This window comes from Caldicoprobacter sp. (genome assembly GCF_047459465.1).
In the GTDB taxonomy this organism is placed as follows: domain Bacteria; phylum Bacillota; class Clostridia; order Caldicoprobacterales; family Caldicoprobacteraceae; genus Caldicoprobacter.
This window is the reverse complement of record NZ_VSCO01000152.1, coordinates 1-3,916: the sequence shown is the minus strand read 5'-3', so window position 1 is coordinate 3,916 and position 3,916 is coordinate 1. Positions and strand designations below refer to the sequence as shown.

Here is a 3,916-nt window from a genome sequence, read left to right as displayed (position 1 = left end):
AGACGTACTCAAGATGAAGGAGACGTTTGAAAAGAAAGGGATAAAGATTAAAAGCGATGTAGATTTGATTAGGGAGATTTGGATCGAGGATAGGCCGCCTATCCCCACAGATAAAGTGTTTATTCATGAGACCACCTTTACAGGCCTTACGGCCAGGCAGAAGCTTGAACAGGTTTTAAATGAAATGCAAAAAAGCGAAGTGGACTATTATGTGGTTTCCGCTTTGGATTCCATTGCATGGGTCCTTAATGTAAGGGGCAATGATGTCCCGTATGTGCCGGTGGTCATATCTTATTTATTGGTATCAAAGGATTCGGTCATATGGTTTGTCGATACCGCAAAATTGACAGATGAAGTTAGGGAGTATCTGCGGCAAAACAATATAGAAGTGAGGAATTATGATGATATTTTTGCTACGCTGGCAGATATTCCTGCGGATAAGAAGGTGCTCATAGACGAGAGGAAAAACAGCTTTGCCATATATTCGGCTGTTAAAAATGCTAAGGTGGTCAATAAGGATGACATTATCGTTAACCTAAAAGCCGTGAAAAACGAGGTTGAAATTGAGAACATAAAGAAGGTCCATATTAAAGACGGCGTTGCCATGGTAAATTTTCTGTATTGGTTTGATACAAATATAGGGAAACGAAAGATTACTGAACTTGATGTAGTGGAAAAGCTTAGAGAGTACAGGCTGATGCAAGAAGGCTGTCTTGGGCCTTCATTTGACACTATTGCTGGCTATAATGAGAATGCAGCTATGATGCATTATATACCTACAGAGGAGAATCATGCTGTCATCGGTCCTAAAGGTATATTGCTTATAGACAGCGGAGGACAATATCTGGGCGGCACTACCGATATCACCCGAACGATAGTGGTCAATGAAGTGGATGAAGAGCAAAAGAGAGACTTTACGTTGGTATTAAAGGCCAATATCGCCATGATAACCACCGTATTTTTAAAGGGCTCAACGGGTAAGACCCTGGACGTCATTGCAAGGAGATACCTGTGGGAGCACCATATGAATTATAAATGTGGTTCGGGGCACGGCATCGGCTACTGTTTAAGCGTGCACGAAGGCCCCCACGGGTTTGGAGTGGATGTGCCGTTAAAACCTGGTATGCTGCTCACCATAGAACCGGGAGTATATAAAAAAGGCCGATATGGGATAAGAACAGAGAATACAGTGGTGGTAGTGGAAGATGCTTTTGATGAGGATGCAGGACAATTTTATCGCTTTGAGCTGCTCACGTACTGCCCCATCGATATAAGGGCTATTGACGTATCCCTTTTAGATGAAAAGGAAATTAACTGGCTAAATGAGTACCATAGAAAGGTCTATGAGGTGCTGAGCCCGTATCTTGGGAAAGAGCAGAAGGATTGGCTGAATGCAATGACGCAACCAATTGGGTGATCATAATAGCAGGCATGAGGAGTGATTTTATGTCTTATACGCCTGAACAAATTGTCCAGATGGATAAGGAATCCATTTATTTAGGTAACCTGTTTACCGTAGATGCCGATTTGACATTGCCTTCGGAAGGCAAATACGGTTCAAAGATCAGCTGGAAATCGGATAATGAGTATATAATTAGCAGTACAGGGAAGGTAAGGCGACCAGAGTACGGCAGGGGAAACCGTAAAGTAATTCTTACCGCTACCATCACCTATGGGGATGTAAGCGACACCAGGACGTTTGAGGTGACGGTCCTTCAAAAGGAGCCCGATTACAGGATTGTGGATGTGCTGGAAGTTGACTTGAAGTGCAAGCCTGGCGGTCCCATCGACTTGCCTTCCATAGTCATAATAAAAAAAGACGATGGAACGTATGGGGTATCCGAAGTTACATGGAACGATATAGAGCCGCAATTATATGAAAAGGAAAATACATTTAAAGTAGAGGGTTTAGTGGTTGGAACCGATATAAAGGCAGTTGCCAATATAACCGTAACAGAAAATTTTGCCGATGAAAAGCCCGTTGAAATGTCTGTTTTTCCTTTTGAGCTAGATCAGGTGGAACTTATGGATGACATCTTCACGGCTAACAGAGATAGAGCTGTAGAATACTTATTGAATATAGACGATGATAGAATGCTGTACAACTTTCGGGATGCCGCATCGCTGGATACAAAAGGAGCAAAGCCAATGGTAGGTTGGGACGCTCCCGAATGCAAGCTAAAGGGCCATACTACAGGCCATTATCTGTCGGCTCTTGCCCTTGCCTATAAGAGCTCGGGAGACCAGAGGCTTAAGAGAAAGATCGACTATATGATTTCGGAGCTGGGGAAATGCCAGGATGCCATGGAGGCTTCGGGCAAGTTCCATTACGGCTTTTTAAGCGCCTATTCTGAAGAGCAGTTCGATAAACTGGAGGAATACACGCCTTATCCCGAAATTTGGGCACCCTATTATACTCTCCATAAAATTATGGCTGGCCTGCTGGACTGCTATGAACTGGGCGGGAATGCTCAGGCTTTGGAAATATGCAAAAAAATGGGAATATGGGTGTATAACAGGCTCAAAAGGCTTTCCAAAGAGCAGCTTACAAAGATGTGGTCCATGTATATCGCCGGCGAGTTCGGAGGCATGAACGAAGTAATGGCTAGGCTTTATGGGATTACCGGGAATGAAGATTATCTAACGGCTGCCAAATTCTTTGATAACGAGAAGCTATTTATGCCTATGGAGAGGAACGTTGATACTCTAGGAGGAATGCATGCTAACCAGCACATCCCGCAGGTTGTAGGTGCTTTAAGGATATACAAAGAGACTGGGGATATGAGATATTATCGCATTGCAAAGAATTTCTGGGATATGGTGGTGTCTCATCATATCTACAACATAGGTGGGACCGGGGAAGGGGAGATGTTCAGAACTCCAGGGAAAATTGGAAGTTACATTACCGATAAGACAGCCGAAACTTGCGCTACTTATAATATGCTCAAACTTACCAAAGGGCTCTTTTGCTATAATCCAGAAGCTAAATATATGGATTATTATGAAAGAGCGCTGTACAATCATATATTGGCCTCTCAGGATCAGAGCGGCCCGGTGGGAGGATCTACCTATTTTATGCCCCTATGTCCCGGCGCTAGAAAGTCGTATGATACCGATGGGAATAGCTGCTGCCATGGCACCGGTATGGAAAACCATGTAAAATATCAGGAGGCCATTTATTATCACAGCGATGATACGCTGTACGTAAACCTTTATATTCCTTCAAAGCTCGATTGGAAGGAAAAGAATATCACGGTTATTCAGTTGGGAGATTATCTTAAGGCCAATTCTGTATGCCTTGAGATAAAGGGAAATGGGAAATTTAATATCTGCCTCCGAGTTCCATACTGGGCAGAGAAAGGATTTTACATAAAGATCAATGGCCAGCAAGAGCAGCTGGAGACAAAGCGGGGCAGCTATGTGACTTTAGAAAGGGAATGGAAGGATGGGGACAGAATAGAAGTATATATCCCATTTTCGTTCAGGCTTGAACCCACTCCAGATATGCCCGATATAGTCAGCATAATGTATGGTCCTCTTGTAATGGTAGCAAAATCTTGCAGCACCGAATATATTGAGCTTGATGTAGGCGAAGGTGACATTTCAGATAGGATTAAGAAAACGGATGACCCGCTTACCTTTGAGCTGGATGGGATGCTACTGGTGCCGAACTATGTAGCATGGGATTGTCCTTATCACGCTTATTTTAAGATAAAGTAAAAACCATTAATTTAAAAGCGCTACAAAAAAGCAAGCGTAGGGAAAGCCTTCCTTTTCCCCTGCTTGCTTTTTGTTTTTAAAGGCCAAGCTTTAACCCATCCTTAAATAATGACCTACTACCAACCATTGCGCTTCATGAACTTAAATGATACAATTTAAATTCATGAAGGCAAGATGCACTAGAGGAGGGCAATCA

2 protein-coding genes are annotated in these 3,916 nt (G+C 43.1%); both read left to right on the top strand.

Annotated elements, in window-relative coordinates:
- On the top strand, positions 1–1,417 hold a 1,417-nt coding region (locus tag FWJ59_RS08395), incomplete at its 5' end, for an aminopeptidase family protein P (RefSeq protein WP_414481495.1).
- Positions 1,418–1,446: 29 nt separating this feature from the next.
- Positions 1,447–3,720, top strand: coding sequence for a beta-L-arabinofuranosidase domain-containing protein (locus tag FWJ59_RS08390; protein WP_414481494.1), 2,274 nt, complete (start codon positions 1,447–1,449; stop codon positions 3,718–3,720).
- Positions 3,721–3,916: the final 196 nt, after the last annotated feature.